Origin of the sequence: Streptomyces showdoensis (assembly GCF_039535475.1) — a bacterium.
Lineage (GTDB): Bacteria > Actinomycetota > Actinomycetes > Streptomycetales > Streptomycetaceae > Streptomyces > Streptomyces showdoensis.
Genome location: NZ_BAAAXG010000026.1, coordinates 3028312 through 3045069, shown reverse-complemented (window position 1 = coordinate 3045069; position 16758 = coordinate 3028312). Strand labels below are relative to the sequence as shown.

The window sequence follows — 16758 nt, the reverse complement described above, 5'->3', positions numbered from 1 at the left end:
CGCGCCGCCCGCGCGACCCGCAAGCGGGCGGAGCACGCGCCGCTGCCCCGCACCCCCTCGGAGGGGTGCGGGGCAGCGGGGTGCCGGATGGGTCAGCGCGCCGAGCGGTTGACCGCCGAGACGACGGCCTTCAGCGAGGCGCGGGTGGTGTTGGCGTCGATGCCGATGCCCCACAGGACCTTGCCGTCGATGGCGCACTCGATGTACGAGGCGGCCTGCGCGGAGGCGCCCTCGCTCATCGTGTGCTCCTGGTAGTCCAGCAGACGGGCGTCCACGCCGACCGCCTGCAGCGCGGCGAAGAAGGCGGAGATCGGACCGTTGCCGGAGCCGGTCAGGACGGTCTCGGTGCCGTCGACGACCGCCTCGACCTTCAGGGTGTCGGTGCCGTCGGTGTCGGAGGTCGACTGGCCGGAACGCAGCTGGATGCGGCCCCAGGCGTTGTCCGGGTTGGGCAGGTACTCGTCCTGGAAGACGGACCAGATCTGCGCCGGCGTGACCTCGCCGCCCTCGGCGTCGGTCTTCGCCTGGATGATCCGCGAGAACTCGATCTGCATCCGGCGGGGCAGGTCCAGCTTGTGGTCGTTCTTCAGGACGTACGCGATGCCGCCCTTGCCGGACTGCGAGTTGACCCGGATCACGGCCTCGTAGGAGCGGCCGACGTCCTTCGGGTCGATCGGCAGGTACGGGACCGCCCACTCGATGTCGTCGACGGTGACGCCCTTCGCGGCCGCGTCGGCCTCCATGGCGTCGAAGCCCTTCTTGATGGCGTCCTGGTGGGAGCCGGAGAAGGCGGTGTAGACCAGGTCGCCCGCGTAGGGGTGGCGGGGGTGGACCTCCATCTGGTTGCAGTACTCGGAGGTCCGGCGGACCTCGTCGATCTGCGAGAAGTCGATCTGCGGGTCGACGCCCTGGCTGAACAGGTTCATGCCCAGGGTCACCAGGTCGACGTTGCCGGTGCGCTCGCCCTGGCCGAACAGGCAGCCCTCGATGCGGTCGGCGCCGGCCATGATCGCCAGCTCGGCCGCCGCCACCGCCGTACCGCGGTCGTTGTGCGGGTGCACGGACAGACAGACGTACGCGCGGCGGGTCAGGTTGCGGGACATCCACTCGAAGCGGTCCGCGTGCGTGGACGGCGTCGAACGCTCCACGGTGGCGGGCAGGTTGAGGATGATCTCGCGGCCCGGGCCGGGCTGCCAGACGTCGCAGACCGCCTCGCAGACCTCCAGGGCGAAGTCCAGCTCGGTGTCGGTGAAGATCTCCGGGCTGTACTGGTAGCCGAAGGTGGTCTCCGGGCCCAGCAGCTTCTCGGCGTACTCCATCACCAGCCGGGTGCCGTCGACGGCGATCTGCTTGATGTCGTCCTTCGAGCCGCGGAAGACGACCCGGCGGAAGGTGGGCGCGGTGGCGTTGTACAGGTGGACCGTGGCGCGCTTGGCGCCCTTCAGGGACTCCACGGTCCGCTCGATCAGGTCCTCGCGGGCCTGGGTCAGTACGGAGATGGTGACGTCGTCCGGGATCGCGCCCTCTTCGATGATTGAGCGGACGAAGGCGAAGTCCGTCTCGCCGGAGGACGGGAAGCCGACCTCGATCTCCTTGTAGCCCATCCGGACCAGCAGGTCGAACATCTCTCGCTTGCGGGCCGGGCTCATGGGGTCGATCAGCGCCTGGTTGCCGTCGCGCAGGTCGGTCGACAGCCAGCGGGGCGCCTGGGTGATGCGCCGCTCGGGCCAGGTGCGGTCCGGGATGTCGACGGCCTCGTACTGCCCGTACTTGTGCACGGGCATCCCGGACGGCTTCTGCAGGTGCGTCGCGGTGGTGACGGGCGTGGGGCGGCTGATGAACGGCGACTGAGACATTGCGTAGGGCTCCTCGGAAGTCCTGAGAAACGGACGGCCGACTGTCGAACGCAACACCGAAACCCGCGGGGAGGGGGTCGGCCTACGACTACAGGCCCTCGCCGCGGCAGCTAAGGAGAAGCAGCCCGAAACGCATGATGTGCGTCACCATAGCCCAGGCCCGGCGGAGGCGGACGTCCCGTTTCAGTATGCGGGACGGGACCGGCGTCAATGCCGAATGGTGATCCATCACTCCATTTCGCCAATCATGGTCACAGCTAGTGACACTGGCGGCACGTGCTGCCACATTGCCGTCATGACACCCCACTTCTGCACGATCGTCCCGCCCCACATCCTGGAGCGGGTCGCGCGCTCCGCCGACCCGGCGCTCGCCGAGGCGGCCCGGCGGACCCTCGTGGTCGACGCCGCGCAGCGCACCGCCCGCGGCCTCGCGCCCACCGAGCCGGCGCACCGGGCCACGGCCAAGGCCAGGGCCGCCGGGGTCCAGCGCACGATCTACGACGTCCGCAACGGCACCGACCTGCCGGGCGCCAAGATCCGCGGCGAGGGCGGCGAGGAGACCGGCGACGTCACCGAGAACCGGGCGTACGCGGGCCTCGGCGCCACCTACGACCTGTTCAAGAACGTCTACGGCCGTGAGTCGATCGACGGCGAGGCCATGCCGCTGCTCGCGAGCATCCACTACGACGAGAAGTACGACAACGCCTTCTGGAACGGCGAGCAGATGGTGTTCGGCGACGGCGACGGCGAGCTCTTCCTCGACTTCACGATCCCGCTGGACGTGATCGGCCACGAGCTCGCCCACGGCGTCACCCAGCACACCGCGGACCTCGCCTACTACGGGCAGTCCGGGGCGCTCAACGAGTCCATGTCCGACGTCTTCGGCTCCCTCGTGAAGCAGTACGCGCTCGGGCAGACCGCCGACCAGGCCGACTGGCTGATCGGGGCCGGGCTGCTCGGCCCCGCCGTCGACCGGGGCGAGGCCCTGCGCTCCATGAAGGCGCCCGGCACCGCGTACGACGACGACGTCCTCGGCAAGGACCCGCAGCCCGCGACGATGGACGACTACGTCCGTACGCACGCCGACAACGGCGGCGTCCACATCAACTCGGGCATCCCCAACCACGCCTTCTACCTGGTCGCCACCGCCCTCGGCGGCAACGCCTGGGAGCGGGCCGGGCAGATCTGGTACGACACGCTGACCGGCGGGTCCCTGAGCTCGGAGGCCGATTTCGCCGAGTTCGCGGCGGCCACGGTCGCGGCGGCGAAGGCCCGCTACGGCGACGGCGAGGAAGTCACGGCCGTGCGGGACGCCTGGTCTGCCGTGGGAGTGCCGGTCGACTGAGGGTGCGGTAGACAGGCCCCATGAGGATTCGCGTCGTACGCACAGGGGGCTTCGCGGGGATCGAGAAGTCGGCGGAGGTGGAGACCGACGGCCGGCCCGACGACGAGCGGCTGCGGGGGCTGGCCCGCGAGGCCCTCGCCGCACCGCCGCCGCCGGAGAGCCGCGGGGTCCCGGACGGCTTCTCGTACGAGATCACGATCGACGGGCAGACGGTGAAGTGGGCGGATCCCCACCTCACCGCCGAGCAGCGCGAGCTGATCCAGCTCGTGCTGAAGGAGGGCGCCTGAGCCCTCAGGGCTCAGAAGCCGAGCTTCCGCAGCTGCTTGGGGTCCCGCTGCCAGTCCTTGGCCACCTTCACGTGGAGGTCGAGGAAGACCGGGGTCCCGAGCAGCGCCTCGATGTGCTTGCGGGACTTCATGCCGACCTCCTTGAGGCGGCTGCCCTTGGGGCCGATGATGATGCCCTTCTGGCTGGGGCGCTCGATGTACACGTTGGCGTGGATGTCGAGCAGCGGCCGGTCCGCCGGGCGGTTCTCGCGCGGGATCATCTCCTCGACGACCACCGCGATGGAGTGCGGCAGCTCGTCCCGTACGCCTTCGAGCGCGGCCTCGCGGATCAGCTCGGCGACCATGACCATCTCGGGCTCGTCGGTGAGGTCGCCCTCGGGGTAGAGCGGCGGGGACTCCGGCAGGAGCGGGATGAGCAGGTCGGCGACGAGCTGGACCTGCTTGTTGCCGACGGCCGAGACGGGGACGATCTGCGCCCACTCGAAGCCGAGCTCCTTGCCGAGCTGGTCGATCGCGATCAGCTGCTCGGCGAGGGTCTTGGAGTCGACCAGGTCGGTCTTGGTGATGATCGCGACCTTGGGCGTCTTCTTGATCTCGGCGAGCTCCTTGGCGATGAAGCGGTCGCCGGGGCCGAGCTTCTGGTCGGCGGGCAGGCAGAAGCCGATCACGTCGACCTCGGCCCAGGTGGTGCGCACGACGTCGTTGAGCCGCTCGCCGAGCAGCGTGCGCGGCTTGTGCAGGCCCGGGGTGTCGACCAGGATCAGCTGGGCGTCGGGACGGTGCACGATGCCGCGGACGGTGTGCCGGGTGGTCTGCGGCCGGTTGGAGGTGATGGCCACCTTCTGGCCGACCAGAGCGTTCGTGAGGGTGGACTTGCCCGCGTTGGGGCGGCCGACGAAGCAGGCGAAGCCGGCCCGGTGGGGGGCGGTGTTCTCATCAGTACGAGCGCTCATGGGGGCCATTCTCCCCGATGGACGGCCGGCTCACGTACTCAGCGCCCGCCGCCGCCGTATCCAGAGGCCGAGGACCCCGGCCGCGCCCCCGCCGAGGAGCACCGCGAGGGGCAGCCAGGGCAGGGCGAGGAAGGAGACCCGGCCGGACTCGCGGACGTCCTTGGCGGTCGCGGTCAGGGTCAGCTCGCCCCAGTCGAGCTGCGGGGATCCGGTCCACCGCTCGCTGAGCCGGATCTTCTGCCGGGGCAGCAGTTCGGCGGGCAGCCGGTCCAGGTCCCGGGTGAGCAGGGTGCGGCCGAACAGCCCCCGGGCCTTGAGGGCGACCTTCGGGTTGAGGGTGACGTTGCCGCGGTTGTAGAGGGTGTACGAGACGACGGCGGTGCTGGTGCCGGTGCCGGGGACGAGCGGCCGGTCCTGGGCGAGGGTGACGTCCTCGACGCCGAGGGCGGGCACGGTGGGCCCGCCGACCCGCAGGTAGACCCGGGCGCCGACCGCGCGCTGCACGCCGAGCGCGACGGAGCCCCCGGAGCCCTCGGCGATCCGCTCGTCGAGGGCGACGACCGCGCCGGGGTGGTCGCCCGGCTCGGCGTCGGCGGGGACGGTGAGGGTGTAGGGGACGGTGACGGCGGAGTGCGGCGGGACGGTGACCCGGTCGCGGTCGGGCCGGATCCAGGCGCCGGCGCCGGTCTGCTTCTCCTGCCGGGTGCGGACGGCGAAGCCTCCGTCGCGTTCGGTGTTGTAGGCGTCGGCCCCGTACAGCAGGAAGCTGAGCGGGGCGGCGGTCTTGTTGGCGACGGTGACCCGGTCGGTGACGGTGCCGCCGGGGTCCGCGGAGAGGTAGAAGTACGGGCGGCTGCCCAGCTGCGAGGCGGCCGGGTAGACGGCCCACTCGCCGTTCTCGGCGGCGGAGGCGGGCCCGGCGGCGGGCCAGGCCAGCAGCAGCGCGGCGACGGGCAGGGCGGCGACCGGCAGGATCAGGCCGCGGAGGACGCTCAGGAGGGAGGCGTACGGCTTGCGCACGGGTGCGGACCCCTTGGGAAGTGGCGACGGGCCGGCCGGGTGCGCGGCCGGCCCGTCGGGCGGTCAGGACAGCGTCAGGGTGAGCACGCCCGCGTAACTGCCGGGCGCCGTGAACGCCGGGACGTCGAGGGAGAGCCCCGCGTCGATGGTGAACTCGCCGCCGGTGAGGGTGCCGTTGGGCGTCGAGGCGAGGGTGGCGCCGGTGCCGCCGACGGGGCCCGCGGTGCCGGGGACGCAGGTGCTGGGGCTGCCCGCCTTGGTGGTGCAGGACGGCGTCCAGCTGAGCTTGCCCGCGCCGATGGCCCCGCCCGGTCCGGTGAAGTCGGTGACCTTCCCGGTCAGGGACCAGCCCGCGGGGCCGCCGCGGAAGTCCTTGACCGTCACCGTCTGCAGGGGTCCGGTGGCGGCGCCGCCCTGGCCGAAGTCGACGGCCGAGAGCTGCACGGCGTCACCGGCCTGGGTCATCGACAGCTGGCCCGCCGTGACCGAGGCCGTGATCTTCTGGCTGTTCGGCGGGGTCGGGGTGTCGTCGATGACCTGGTACGCGACGGGGCCCGCGCCCTTGTCGGGGTCCCAGGCCGCGCCCTCGTAGGCCACGATCCCGGTGGTCGCCTTGTCGTTGACCTTCAGGCGGGCCGCGAAGCCGCCCTCGCTGTCGGTCGTGACGGTCATCCGGTCGGCGGTCTCGGCCGCTCCGGCCCGGCCGACGACGGTGACCTCGGCGAGCGGGGTGAACTTGGTCCCGGAGACGGTGACGCGGACGCCGGGGGCCCCGGAGGCGTTGTCGAGCTGGAGCGCGCGCTCGTTGGCCCCGGGCTGCGCGGTCGCGGTGACCGTCTCGGAGACGGGCGCGTTGGCGACCGTGCAGGGGGTGTCCAGCTCCATGATGTAGCTGGTGTGGATGTTGTAGTCGCCGGGCGAGAGGGTGATCGCGCCGGGCGTGGTGACCGTGAAGGTGCCGGTCATGGAGAACGCCGGGAAGCTGCCCTTGCCCGGGACGGGCGGGTTCTTCTTGGGTCCGGTGACGGTGACCGCGCCGGACTGGGCACCGCCGAGGGTGACCTTGCCGCTCGGGGTCATGATGTCGGCCGGGAGGGCGAGGTCCACCGGGTTGGAGGCGGCGGGCTTGGTGACCGTGTAGGTGACGGTGACCGTGTCGCCTACCTTGGCCGCGGCCTTGTCGACCGTGATCTGCGCGGTGGTGGTGCCGTCGATGGGCGGGATGCCCGCGATCGGCGGCGGCACGCAGTGGGTCGCGAACTCCACGGGCACGGAGGTCGTGGTGGCCCCGGCCGGGGCGGCGAGCGCGCCGCCGGCGGTGAGCGCGAGCGCGGTGGCGCCGAGGACGGCCGTCCAGCGACGCCGTCTTCGAGCCGCCGCGCGGCTTCGTTCGAATGCCATGTGGGTCCCCTCCTGAGGGATGAGAGGGCGCCATTGACGGCTGCGGGCCGAGAGAAGTCAATGGAATCGAAATGCATCGACTGATGACCCATCAGATACTGTCAAGATCACCGCATCCCCGGATACCCGCAGGTCAGGACCGGTGGACACAGCAGCGACCGGCACCGCCCTCGGCGGTACCGGTCGGCCGTGCGGGGAGGGATCAGCTGAACACGAAGGGCCCGGGCGACTGCGAGGTGAGCGCGTCGCAGTTCACGGTGACGCCGAAGATCACCATCTTGAGCGCGGTGCCCGCGAAGTAGGAGTTGAGGCTGTCGCCGGAGGCGACCGTCCCACTGAGCGGGCCCATGGTGACCGAGGTGTTCGCGGGGATCGCCGGGTTCTTGGTCCCGGTGAACACCCGCGTACCGCCGCCGGCCTTGGCCAGGGTCAGGGTGGAGCTGATGGTGTCCTTGCCGACCGAGATCGGCGTCTTCACCGCCGAGGTGATCGTGATCGTCGCGGACGTGCCGCTCTGCGTGGCGGTGAGGGTGGCGCTGCCGCCGCCCCAGGACCCGCAGTCATAGGTCGCCGTGGCCGAACCGGGCGACACGGCGTAGGCGCCCGGCGCGAAGGCGAGGCCGGCGGCGGCGAGCGCTCCGGCGAGCACCGCGGCGGTCCCTAAGACGTTTCTGTTTCTGCTTCCGCTTCTCATGGCGAGGTCGTACCCCTTCCGATGACGAACGCAGGGGTGCGGACACTGCGTCTGCGAGGAGATCTGACGGCCCGTCGGACCGGTCGCTGTTATTGATGCGCACCGGAGCGGGGAAGGCAAGAGAAGTTCCGTTGATCCTTCACAAACGCGCAAGAGGCCCGGCACGGGACGCGTACCGGGCCCCTCGACGCACACGCGCACGAGCGGATACGGGCCTCAGCCCGCGGAGACCGCCGCCTTCAGCCGCCCGTCCGTACCGGCCAGCAGCACCGGGGTCTCCGGCCCGCCCAGGTCCCGCACCGCCGCGCGGTCCGCGTCGGACGCGGCCTCCGCGGCGGAGACGACGGCCGCGGCCTCCAGCGACTGGGCACCGCTGGCCACCGCCATGGCGACCGCGGTCTGCAGCGCGCTCAGCTTGAGCGACTCCAGCTCGACCGTGCCCGCGACGTACGTCCGCCCGGTCTCGTCGCGCACCGCCGCACCCTCCGGCACCCCGTTGCGGGCGCGGGCGCTGCGCGCCAGCGTGATGATCTTGAGGTCCTCTGCGCCGAGGTCGTCGTGCTCGCGGTTGAGTGTCATGATCCGAGGATAGGTCGGACCCCTCCGCCCACGGGCGGCCGCCCGACCCGCGGACACCGGCCTACCGGCCTGCGGACACCGGCCCCGGACACCGGCCGGCTCAGCCCCGCCCCCGTACACCGAGCCCAGGGCGTCCGCTCAGCCCGCCACCGGGTACATCGCCCCGCGCCGGCCCTCCGGGGAGACCAGCCACTCCAGCTTGGCGGCCGTGTCCGCCTCCTGGAGCGGGGTGTGCAGGACGATCACCAGGTCGGGGCGGGCCGGGACGCGCAGCTGGGTGGCCTCCACCACCAGCGGGCCGACCAGCGGGTGGTCCATCTCCTTGCGGTTCTGGCCGCCCGGCAGGATGTCCCGGCGCTCCCACAGCTCGGCGAACTCCGCGCTCGCCGCCTTGGCCTCCTCGACCACCTGCCGGAAGCCCTCGTCGTCCGGGCACTCCGAGCAGGCCGAGCGGAACTGCGCGACGACCTTCGGCGCGAGCTCGCACCAGCGGGGCGAGCGCACCCGGTAGATCGGGTCCGTGAAGAAGGCGATCAGGCAGTTCTGCACGATCTCCGGCCGCATGCCGAGCACGATCGCCGCCGCGTCGTTGTACATCACGGTGTTCCAGTACTGGTCCATGATGTGCGCCGGGAACGGCATCCAGGTGTCGATCAGCCGCCGCAGCCCGTGGCACATGTCCCGGTCCTCCGGGGCGAGCTCCGGCGCCGGCGGGTTGAGCGCCGCGAGCACGTACAGATGGCGCCGCTCGACCGGGCTGAGCCGCAGCACCCGCGCCACCGAGTCCAGGACCTGCGGCGACACCGTGATGTCCCGGCCCTGCTCCAGCCACTGGTACCAGGACACCCCGACCCCGGCGAGGACGGCGACCTCCTCGCGGCGCAGCCCGGGGGTGCGGCGGCGGGCGCCGCCGTCCGGCAGGCCCGCCTCGGCGGGGCTCACCCGGGCCCGACGGCTCATCAGGAACTCGCGGAGCTCGGCCAGTCGGTGCGCCTTGGCGGCGGTGCTCTCCAGTGCCGTGGCCACGTGCGCTTCCTCCCCCTGGATGCCTGGTGGTGCGACCAACAGGATAAGTACCCGCTCCCCACCTTTGTTCCCGGGCCACGAGAGTCGTGGGCATGGCAACAGTGACCTCCCGCCCGACCCCGCAGACCACCCCCGCCCCCGATCCCGCGCCCGCTCCCCCGGCCCTCTCCGGCCGCGCCCGGCTCATCCTGATCGTGCTGTGCGCCGCCCAGTTCATGGTGGCGCTGGACTTCTCCGTCCTGAACGTCGCCCTGCCCGTGCTCGGCGCCGACCTCGGCCTCAGCCCCGCCGCCCTGCAGTGGGCGGTCACCGCCTTCGCCCTGCCCTCCGGCGGCTTCCTGCTGCTGTCCGGCCGGCTCGGCGACCTCTACGGGCGCAAGAAGCTGTTCCTCGCCGGTCTCGGGCTGTTCGGCGCGGCCTCCCTGCTCGCCACCCTCGCCTGGGACCCGGCCTCCTTCCTCACCGCCCGCGCCCTGCAGGGCGTCGGCGCGGCGGCGATCGTGCCGACCGGCATGTCCCTGCTGACCACCACCTTCCCCGAGGGCCCGCAGCGCGACCGGGCGCTCGGCATCTCCGGCACCCTGCTGTCGCTGGGCTTCACGGTCGGCATGGTGCTCGGCGGGGTCATGACCGACACCCTGGGCTGGCGCTCCACCATGGGCCTGCTCACCCTGTTCAGCCTGATCGTGCTGCCGCTGGCGCCGGGCCTGCTGCCCGAGTCCCGGACCCCGGACCGGCCGAAGCTGGACGTGCCGGGCGCGGTGACCGTCACCGGCGGTCTGCTCTCGCTGATCTACGCCCTGTCGACCGCGGCCGAGCGCGGCTTCGGCGGCGCCGACGTCCTGGTCACCCTGGTCGCGGGCCTGGCCCTGCTGACGGCGTTCGCGGTCGTGGGTCCCGCAGCCCCTCCCCGCTGGTGTCGCTGCCGATGCTGAGGCGGCGCACGGTCGCCTTCGGCAACGTGGGCGGGCTCGTCACCTTCTCGATGATGTCGACGGTCGTCTTCGTGCTGACCCTGTACCTGCAGGAGACGCTGGGCCTCTCCGGCTTCCTCACCGGTCTGGTCTTCGGCGTCCAGGGCCTCGTGTCGGTCTTCGCCGGCTCGCTCGCCCCGAGGGTGATCGGCCGCTTCGGCGCCCGCCGCACCCTGGTCCTCTCCCTCGTCGGTCAGGGCCTGTTCACGGCGGCGATCCTGGGCATCGGCTCCGCCTCGGGCGCGGTCCTGGCCGCCGTCTTCGTCTCGCTGGCCTCGATGTGCCACCTGGGCGCGATCATCGCGTACGGCGTGACCGTCACCTCCGGCGTGCCGGACGAGGAGCAGGGCCTGGCGACCGGTCTGGTGACCACGACCCAGCAGGTCGGCATCACGGTCGGCATCCCGCTGCTCGGGGTGCTCGCCACCACGGGCGGGAGCCTGTACGGAGGTGTCCGCACGGTCCTCGCCCTGGACGCGGCGATCGTGCTCGGCACGGCCGTCCTGGTCGCCCTCGGCCTGCGCCGCCGGTGACTCAGGGGCGGTCGAGGCGGAGCCGTACCGCCTTCGGCAGTCCGGCGACCACGAGGTCGTACGAGTCCTCGACGAGCTCCCGGACCATCCGGTCCGGGAGTTCGTCGACGGTCACGGTGTTCCAGTGCCGCTTGTTCATGTGGTAGCCGGGCGCGATCGCCGGGTGCTCCTCGCGGAGCCGTACGGCGTCGTCCGGATCGCACTTGAGGTTGACCCGCAGCGGCTCGGAGTCGAGCGCGGCCAGCGCGAACATCTTCCCGGCGACCTTGAAGACGGAGGTCTCCGGCGTGAAGGGGAACTCCTCCGTCGCGTCGTTGAAGTCCAGGCAGAAGGCGCGCAGCTGGTCGGGGGTCACGACTCCGGGTCCTCCTCGGCGCCGGCCGGCTCGACCGGTTCGGCGAGCACGGTCACGATCTTGTTCCGGCGGCCGGCCGGGGACTCGGCGGTCAGCCGCAGCCGCCGCTTGTCCGGCAGCTCCACCACGGCGTTGGCCCCGGCGATCGGCACCCGGCCGAGGGCCTTGGCGAGCAGTCCGCCGACGGTCTCCACGTCCTCGTCGTCGTACTCGTCCGGCCCGAAGCCGTAGAGCTCGCCGAGGTCGCCGATGTCGAGGCGGGCGGTGACCCGGTAGCGGTCGTCGCCGAGCTCCTCGACGGGCGGCAGCTCCCGGTCGTACTCGTCGGTGATCTCGCCGACGATCTCCTCCAGGATGTCCTCGATGGTGACGATCCCGGCCGTGCCGCCGTACTCGTCGATGACGACGGCGACGTGGTTGCGCTCCTGCTGCATCTCGCGCAGCAGGTCGCCCGCGTTCTTGGTGTCGGGCACGAAGGCCGCCGGGCGCATCGCCGTGGACACCAGGTCCGCCTCGGCGTCCCGGTTGATGTGCGTCTTGCGGACCAGGTCCTTCAGATACACGATGCCGACGATGTCGTCCTCGTTCTCCCCGGTCACCGGGATGCGGGAGAAGCCGGAGCGCAGCGCGAGGGTGAGCGCCTGGCGGACGGTCTTGTAGCGCTCGATGCAGACCAGGTCGGTGCGCGGCACCATCACCTCGCGCACCAGGGTGTCGCCCAGCTCGAAGACGGAGTGCACCATGCGGCGCTCGTCGTCCTCGATGAGCGACTCCTGCTCGGCGAGGTCGACCATCGCGCGCAGCTCGGCCTCGGAGGCGAACGGGCCCTTGCGGAAGCCCTTGCCGGGCGTGAGCGCGTTGCCGATGAGGATGAGCAGCTGCGGGATCGGCCCCATGATCCGGGCCAGCGGCAGCAGCACGTACGCGGCGGCGGTCGCCGTGTTCAGCGGGTGCTGGCGCCCGATGGTGCGCGGGGAGACGCCGACGGCGACGTACGACACCAGCACCATGACGGCGATGGCGACGAGCAGCGCCTCCCAGGTCTCCGGGAACTCCTCCAGGCAGGCGTACGTGACGAGCACGCCGGCCGCCATCTCGCAGGCGACCCGGACGAGCAGCGCCACGTTGAGGTAGCGGGTCGGGTCGGCGGCGACCTGCGCGAGCTTCTCGGCGCCGCGCCGCCCGGACCGCACGGCCTCGGCGGCGCGGAAGCTGGAGACGCGGGCGATGCCGGCCTCGGCGCAGGCGGCGAGCCAGGCGACGACGACCAGGGCGACCGCGCCCAGGATCAGCTGAGCACTCATGGCCGCCCGCTCAGGAGACGGTGGGGGCCGGGGACGGGCCGGTCAGGCCCTTCTCCGCGCGCCAGCCGTCCACGATGGCGGCCTGGAGACCGAACATCTCGGCCTTCTCGTCCGGCTCCTCGTGGTCGTAGCCCAGCAGGTGCAGCACCCCGTGGACGGTGAGGAGCTGGAGCTCCTCGTCCATGGAGTGCTGCGTCGGGGCGTCCTTGCCCTGCTGGGTGGCGACCTCGGGGCAGAGCACGATGTCGCCGAGGAGCCCCTGCGGGGGCTCCTCGTCGTCCTTCTGGGGCGGCCGGAGCTCGTCCATCGGGAAGGACATGACGTCCGTCGGGCCCGGGAGGTCCATCCACTGGATGTGGAGCTGCTCCATCGCGTCGGCGTCCACCACGATCACCGAGAGCTCGGAGAGCGGGTGGATCCGCATGCGGGCGAGCGCGTAGCGGGCGATGTCGAGGATCGCCTGCTCGTCGACCTCGGTTCCGGACTCGTTGTTGACGTCGATCGACATGTGCTGCTGTTTCTACTTCCCGTTGCGGCCGCGGCCGCGGCTCTCGCCACGGCCCGCGTCGCGGCCCTGGTTGCGGATGTCGTACTGCTCGTACGCGTCGACGATACGGCCGACGAGCTTGTGCCGTACGACATCCTGCGACGTGAGCGTCGAGAAGTGGACGTCCGGGACCCCCTCCAGGATGTCCCTGACCTGGCGCAGACCGCTCTTCGTACCGCCCGGGAGGTCGACCTGGGTGATGTCACCGGTGATGACGATCTTCGAGTCGAAGCCGAGGCGGGTGAGGAACATCTTCATCTGCTCGGGACTGGTGTTCTGCGCCTCGTCGAGGATGATGAACGCGTCGTTGAGCGTCCGGCCCCGCATGTACGCCAGCGGCGCGACCTCGATCGTCCCGTTCGCCATCAGCTTGGGGATCGAGTCGGGGTCGAGCATGTCGTGCAGCGCGTCGTAGAGCGGCCGCAGGTACGGGTCGATCTTCTCGTAGAGCGTGCCCGGCAGGAATCCGAGCCGCTCGCCCGCCTCGACGGCCGGCCGGGTCAGGATGATCCGGGTGACCTGCTTGGACTGCAGGGCCTGGACCGCCTTGGCCATGGCCAGGTAGGTCTTTCCGGTACCGGCGGGGCCGATGCCGAAGACGATGGTGTGCTTGTCGATGGAGTCGACGTAGCGCTTCTGGTTGAGGGTCTTGGGGCGGATCGTGCGACCACGGCTGGAGAGGATGTTCTGCGTGAGCACCTCGGCCGGGGTCTCCTGGCCGCCCTCCCCCTGACCGTCCTCGCTCGCCCTGAGCATGGCGATCGAGCGTTCCACTGCGTCCTCCGTCATCGGCTGACCGGTGCGGAGCACCAGCATCATCTCGTCGAACAGGCGCTGGATCAGCGCGACTTCCGCGGCGTCCCCGACCGCGGTGACCTGGTTCCCCCGGACGTGGATGTCCGCCTGCGGGAACGAGTCCTCGATCACGCGCAGCAGGGCGTCTCCCGACCCGAGGACGGTCACCATGGGGTGCTTGGCGGGGACGGTGAAGAGCGCGCGGGCCTGTCCGGGCGTCCCGTCGAGGGGCGCTCCGTTGTGGGCTGTGGGTGTCTGAGTCATGGGCCGGCACTGAGGCCTGCGCATACCTCCCGTTGCAGGGTTCTCGCTGCTCGACAACCTCTCGGGTACCAAGCCTACGACTCGGTACGGACAACCCCGAAGCGGTTTACGGCGGGCGCCTTCCCGGGCTCCCGTCCTAGGAGGCCGCGGCCCGGAAACCGATGGTGGGCACCGCGCGGCGCAGCGGCCAGGCGCGGTCCGGGACCGGCAGCAACCGCTCCAGGAAGGCGTAGCGGCTGCGCAGCGCCTCCGGGTCCTGGCCCTCGTGGCCCTGGACGGTCTGCCACCAGGCGGCGATCTCGCCCCAGGTGGGCGCCGAGAGCGAGCCGCCGAACTCCTGCACGGACAGCGCGGCGGTCAGCCCGGCGAAGGCGAGCCGGTCGGCGAGCGGCCAGCCGGCCAGGGTGCCGGTGACGAAGCCGGCGACGAAGACGTCCCCGGCGCCGGTCGGGTCGAGCGCGGCCACCTGGATCGCGGGCACCTCGGCGGTCTCGCCGGTGGCCCCGTCCACGGCGTAGGCCCCCTCGGAGCCCAGCGTGACGACGGCGTACCGCACCTTGTCGGCGAGGGCCCGGGCGGCGGCGCGCGGGCAGTCGGTGCGGGTGTAGCGCATCGCCTCGGCCGCGTTGGGCAGGAAGGCCTCGCAGTGCTCCAGGTCGGCGAGGCCCGCCAGGTCCCACCGGCCCGTGTCGTCCCACCCGACGTCGGCGAAGACCTTGGCGCCGCCGCGGGCGGCCCGGGCCACCCACTCCTCGCTGCGGCCGGGCACCAGGGAGGCGACGGCGGCGCGGGCGTGCGGCGGGTAGGCGTGCGTGGGGTAGGCCGGCAGGGAGCCGTCGAGCGGCGGGGCGGCGTGCCCGTGGGACACCATGGTGCGCTCGCCCTCGTACGCCATGGAGACGGTGACCGGCGAGTGCCAGCCGGGCACGGTCCGCGACAGCGAGAGGTCGATCCCCTCGCCCTGCTCCAGGGCGTCCCAGCAGTACTCGCCGTAGTGGTCGTCGCCGAACGCGGCGGCGAGCGAGGTGCGCAGCCCCAGCCGGGCGAGCGCGGTGGCCATGTTGGCGACGCCGCCGGGGCTCGACCCCATCCCCCGGGCCCAGGACTCGGTGCCGCGCACGGGGGCGCTGTCGAGGCCGGTGAAGATGATGTCGAGGAAGACCGTGCCCGTGAGGAAGACGTCGCAGTCCGGGTCGGTCGGCTCGCGCAGCCGGACCAGCGGGTCGACGTCGGTGTCGCGTTCGGTCACGGCAGGCTCCCCGGTCGTGGTGCGGCGGATCGGCACCCTGGTGCTGATCCGGACAGTGTGCCCGAAGGGGGTGGCGGGGCAGGGGTGACGCAACGAGGTCGCCGCTTGATACCCATCGAATCCCAGTCCAAACCGATCGTGACCCGTCTCACAGATCCAATCGGGGGACAACGCCTTCTCCGCCCACTCGGATGCTTGATACACATGGTGCCGCGACCCCGTGGATCACCGGGCGCCATCTCATTTCCCCGTTCAGTCCCTGGAACGCCCATGCCCGCGCGCCCGCGTGCCCTGGGGGCCCTCGTCGCCCTTTTCACGGCCGGATACCTCGCCCCGTACCTGCTGCCGACGGTCGTCGGCAGGCTCTCCGCCGGGCTCGCCCTCAGTACCGCCCAAGCCGGTCTGATCGGCTCGATCCTGCTGCTCGGCTCCGCCGGCGCCGGCTTCACCCTGGCCTCCCGCGTGGAACGGATCGGCCCCCGCCGGGCCGCCCGCCTCGGCCTGCTCGCCATGGTCCTGGGGTACGGGACGGCCGCCGCGAGCGGCACGGTGCCGCCGGTCGTGGCGGGCGCGGTCCTCGGCGGCTTCGGCTCCGGCACCGCGACCGCCGTCGCCGCGGCGGGCATCGCCGGCCGCCCCGACCCCCACCGCGCGGCCACCCTGGGCCTCCTCACCGTCTCCGCGACGGCGGGCGCCCTCTACCTGACGCTGCCGCACCTGGGCGGCGGCCACATGCTGCCCTTCGCGGCCATAGCGGTGGCCGCGGCACTGGTGTGGCCGGTGACGGGACGGCTGTCCGGGCCGGCCGCCCCGGCCACGAGCACCCCGCTCGCGCCCGCCTCGGCGCCCTTGCCGTACCCCCGCGCCGGAGCCGTGCTCGCGGGCTCGATCCTCTGCTGGTCGATGGCGCAGAACGCGCTCTGGGGCGTCAGCGGCCGCATCGGCCTCACCCAGGCGGGCCTCTCCGAGGTCGCCCTCGGGCTGGTCTTCGCCGTCGCCCTCGGCGCCGGCCTGGCCGGCGTGACCGTGGCCGGGGCTCTCGGCCGACGCCTCGGCCGCGCGCTCACCATCGGCGCCGGCACGGCCGTCATCGCCCTGTGCGTGCTGCTCAGCTCGGCGGCCGAGGGCCCGTACGCCTTCGCGACCGGCGAGATCCTGTGGAACGCGGTCTACCCGGTCGTCCTGTCCTACCTGCTCGGCCTCGCCGCCTCCCTCGACCCGCGCGGCCGCTGGGCCGTCCTGGTCGGCTCGGCCTCCTCCCTCGGCGTGGCCTGCGGCCCCGTCACCGGCAGCCTCCTCGCGGAGACGGCCGGCTACCCCGGCATGGGCCTGGCCCTGTGCGCCCTGCTCCTCGCCGTGGCGGCCCCCATGACGGCGGTGGCCCGGCACGCGGCGGGCCGCCCGGCGCTGCCGGTGCCGGCTCCCGGGCGGGAGGTCGTCGCCGTCCCGAAACCCAGCCCCGCAGGCGTGTGAGGCGCATCCGGCCCCGCCGGTGTTCGAGGCGCGGGGTCCTGGGCGGAGCCCCGGTCCGGGAAGGGGCGGGCGGGGAGAGCCCGCCGCGGGCGCCCCCGTCCGG

The 16758-nt window shown here is 72.3% G+C and carries 15 protein-coding genes and 1 pseudogene; 4 read left to right on the top strand and 12 right to left on the bottom strand.

Annotation, left to right across the window (positions count from 1 at the left end; all coding sequences use genetic code 11):
- Nucleotides 1-92: 92 nt before the first annotated feature.
- On the bottom strand, nt 93-1856 hold the full coding sequence (gene leuA, locus ABD981_RS26780) for a 2-isopropylmalate synthase (protein ID WP_046905662.1): 1764 nt from the start codon (nt 1854-1856) through the stop codon (nt 93-95).
- Nucleotides 1857-2151: 295 nt separating this feature from the next.
- On the opposite strand from leuA, the gene ABD981_RS26775 reads away from it, so the two are divergent.
- Together ABD981_RS26775 and ABD981_RS26770 are read left to right on the top strand one after the other, a co-directional pair.
- A complete protein-coding gene (locus tag ABD981_RS26775; protein WP_046905661.1) occupies nt 2152-3201 on the top strand; it encodes a M4 family metallopeptidase in 1050 nt (349 codons plus the stop codon).
- A gap of 20 nt (nt 3202-3221) precedes the next feature.
- Nucleotides 3222-3488 carry a protealysin inhibitor emfourin gene (locus tag ABD981_RS26770; protein WP_046905660.1) on the top strand — a complete coding sequence of 89 codons (267 nt, stop codon included), beginning with the start codon at nt 3222-3224 and terminating at the stop codon, nt 3486-3488.
- Between the two features lie 11 nt (nt 3489-3499).
- Here ABD981_RS26770 and era read toward each other — a convergent pair whose 3' ends face one another.
- The 6 genes from era to ABD981_RS26740 all read right to left on the bottom strand — a co-directional run bounded on the left by era (nt 3500) and on the right by ABD981_RS26740 (nt 9095).
- The gene (era, locus tag ABD981_RS26765) at nt 3500-4450 is read right to left on the bottom strand and encodes a GTPase Era (RefSeq protein ID WP_382748331.1); all 951 of its coding nucleotides are present in this window, start codon (nt 4448-4450) and stop codon (nt 3500-3502) included.
- 21 nt (nt 4451-4471) lie between these two features.
- On the bottom strand, nt 4472-5461 hold the full coding sequence (locus ABD981_RS26760; protein ID WP_123954106.1) for a WxL protein peptidoglycan domain-containing protein: 990 nt from the start codon (nt 5459-5461) through the stop codon (nt 4472-4474).
- 63 nt (nt 5462-5524) lie between these two features.
- Nucleotides 5525-6862, bottom strand: coding sequence for a WxL domain-containing protein (locus tag ABD981_RS26755; RefSeq protein WP_046905658.1), 1338 nt, complete (start codon nt 6860-6862; stop codon nt 5525-5527).
- Nucleotides 6863-7064: 202 nt separating this feature from the next.
- Nucleotides 7065-7556: a hypothetical protein gene (locus tag ABD981_RS26750; protein WP_046905657.1), complete on the bottom strand. Its 492-nt coding sequence runs from the start codon at nt 7554-7556 to the stop codon at nt 7065-7067.
- Nucleotides 7557-7772: 216 nt separating this feature from the next.
- The gene (locus tag ABD981_RS26745; protein ID WP_046905656.1) at nt 7773-8135 is read right to left on the bottom strand and encodes a hypothetical protein; all 363 of its coding nucleotides are present in this window, start codon (nt 8133-8135) and stop codon (nt 7773-7775) included.
- 138 nt (nt 8136-8273) lie between these two features.
- Nucleotides 8274-9095 carry a helix-turn-helix transcriptional regulator gene (locus tag ABD981_RS26740; protein WP_123954118.1) on the bottom strand — a complete coding sequence of 274 codons (822 nt, stop codon included), beginning with the start codon at nt 9093-9095 and terminating at the stop codon, nt 8274-8276.
- Between the two features lie 158 nt (nt 9096-9253).
- Between ABD981_RS26740 and ABD981_RS38950 the strand changes: the two are divergent.
- Nucleotides 9254-10668, top strand: a pseudogene (locus ABD981_RS38950) (MFS transporter).
- 1 nt (nt 10669) lies between these two features.
- On the opposite strand, the gene ABD981_RS26725 reads toward ABD981_RS38950, so the two are convergent.
- The 5 genes from ABD981_RS26725 to ABD981_RS26705 all read right to left on the bottom strand — a co-directional run bounded on the left by ABD981_RS26725 (nt 10670) and on the right by ABD981_RS26705 (nt 15212).
- Nucleotides 10670-11023 carry an MmcQ/YjbR family DNA-binding protein gene (locus ABD981_RS26725; protein ID WP_046905653.1) on the bottom strand — a complete coding sequence of 118 codons (354 nt, stop codon included), beginning with the start codon at nt 11021-11023 and terminating at the stop codon, nt 10670-10672.
- Nucleotides 11020-12327 (bottom strand): hemolysin family protein, encoded by a 1308-nt coding sequence (locus ABD981_RS26720; protein WP_046905652.1) that lies wholly within the window; start codon nt 12325-12327, stop codon nt 11020-11022. The genes ABD981_RS26725 and ABD981_RS26720 overlap by 4 nt, the downstream gene beginning before the upstream one ends.
- Nucleotides 12328-12337: 10 nt before the next feature.
- The gene (gene ybeY, locus ABD981_RS26715; RefSeq protein ID WP_046905651.1) at nt 12338-12835 is read right to left on the bottom strand and encodes an rRNA maturation RNase YbeY; all 498 of its coding nucleotides are present in this window, start codon (nt 12833-12835) and stop codon (nt 12338-12340) included.
- A 12-nt stretch (nt 12836-12847) separates the two neighbouring features.
- Entirely contained in the window at nt 12848-13933 is a 1086-nt protein-coding gene (locus ABD981_RS26710) for a PhoH family protein (protein ID WP_123954105.1), read from the bottom strand.
- 136 nt (nt 13934-14069) lie between these two features.
- The gene (locus tag ABD981_RS26705; protein WP_382748338.1) at nt 14070-15212 is read right to left on the bottom strand and encodes a carbohydrate kinase family protein; all 1143 of its coding nucleotides are present in this window, start codon (nt 15210-15212) and stop codon (nt 14070-14072) included.
- A 240-nt stretch (nt 15213-15452) separates the two neighbouring features.
- Between ABD981_RS26705 and ABD981_RS26700 the strand changes: the two genes are divergently transcribed.
- Nucleotides 15453-16655 (top strand): MFS transporter, encoded by a 1203-nt coding sequence (locus ABD981_RS26700; RefSeq protein WP_123954104.1) that lies wholly within the window; start codon nt 15453-15455, stop codon nt 16653-16655.
- The last annotated feature ends 103 nt before the right edge of the window (nt 16656-16758 follow it).